General features: G+C 56.4%; 1 protein-coding gene. It reads left to right on the top strand.

Annotated elements, in window-relative coordinates; all coding sequences use genetic code 11:
• Positions 1-25: 25 nt before the first annotated feature.
• Positions 26-1,174, top strand: a 1,149-nt coding sequence (locus tag JZY04_RS21590) for a TraG family conjugative transposon ATPase (RefSeq protein ID WP_220577466.1), incomplete at its 3' end; no start/stop codon positions are given.

Here is a 1,174-nt window from a genome sequence, read left to right as displayed (position 1 = left end):
AACGGCAACGAAAGGAAGAAACGACATGAGAAATACATCCAAAATGACAACACTGGAAAACAAGTTCCCCCTGCTGGCGGTGGAGCATGGCTGCATCATCTCCAAAGACGCCGACATCACGGTGGCTTTTGAGGTGGAACTGCCGGAGCTTTACACCGTGACGGGCGCAGAGTACGAGGCGATACACGGCTGCTGGTGCAAGGCTATCAAGGTGCTGCCGTACTTCTGCGTCGTGCATAAGCAGGATTGGTTCATCAAGGAGAAATATATGCCGGAGTTACAGAAGGACGACATGAGTTTCTTGAGCCGTTCCTTTGAACGCCACTTCAACGAGCGTCCGTACCTGAAACACTCCTGCTATCTCTACTTGACCAAGACGACGAAAGAACGTAACCGTATGCAGAGCAACTTCAGTACGCTGTGCCGGGGACATATCATCCCGAAGGAGCTGGACAAGGAAACCGCCGGGAAGTTCATGGAGGCCGCCGAACAGTTCGAGCGCATCATGAACGACAGCGGCTTTGTGAGGCTGCGCCGCCTCTCCACCGACGAGATTGTCGGGACGGAGAAGTCCGCCGGGCTGATAGAGCGTTACTTCTCGCTCATGCCCGAAGGCGACACGACCTTGCAGGACATCGACCTCTCGGCAAAAGAAATGCGTATCGGTGACAACCGCCTGTGCCTGCACACCCTCTCCGACGCGGAGGATATGCCAGGAAAGGTGGCTACCGACATCCGCTACGAGAAACTCTCCACCGACCGCTCGGACTGTCGCCTCTCCTTCGCCTCCCCCGTGGGGCTGCTGCTTTCCTGCAACCACATCTATAACCAGTATGTGATTATCGACAACAGCGAGGAAAATTTGCAGAAGTTCGAGAAGTCCGCAAGGAATATGCAGTCGCTATCCCGATACAGCCGGAGCAACAGCATCAACCGCGAGTGGATAGACCAGTACCTGAACGAAGCCCATTCCTACGGGCTGACCTCGGTACGGGCGCACTTCAACGTCATGGCGTGGAGCGATGACGCGGAGGAACTGAAGCATATCAAGAACGATGTGGGCAGCCAGCTGGCAAGCATGGAGTGCGTGCCGCACCACAATACCATCGACTGCCCGACGCTCTACTGGGCGGCGATGCCCGGCAACGCGGCGGACTTCCCGGCGGAAGAGAGT

The sequence above is a fragment of the Bacteroides sp. 11BF genome (assembly GCF_019633765.1).
Classification (GTDB): domain Bacteria; phylum Bacteroidota; class Bacteroidia; order Bacteroidales; family Bacteroidaceae; genus Bacteroides; species Bacteroides hominis.
Note: the sequence above shows the minus strand (reverse complement) of the source record. Positions and strands in the feature narration are given on the sequence as shown.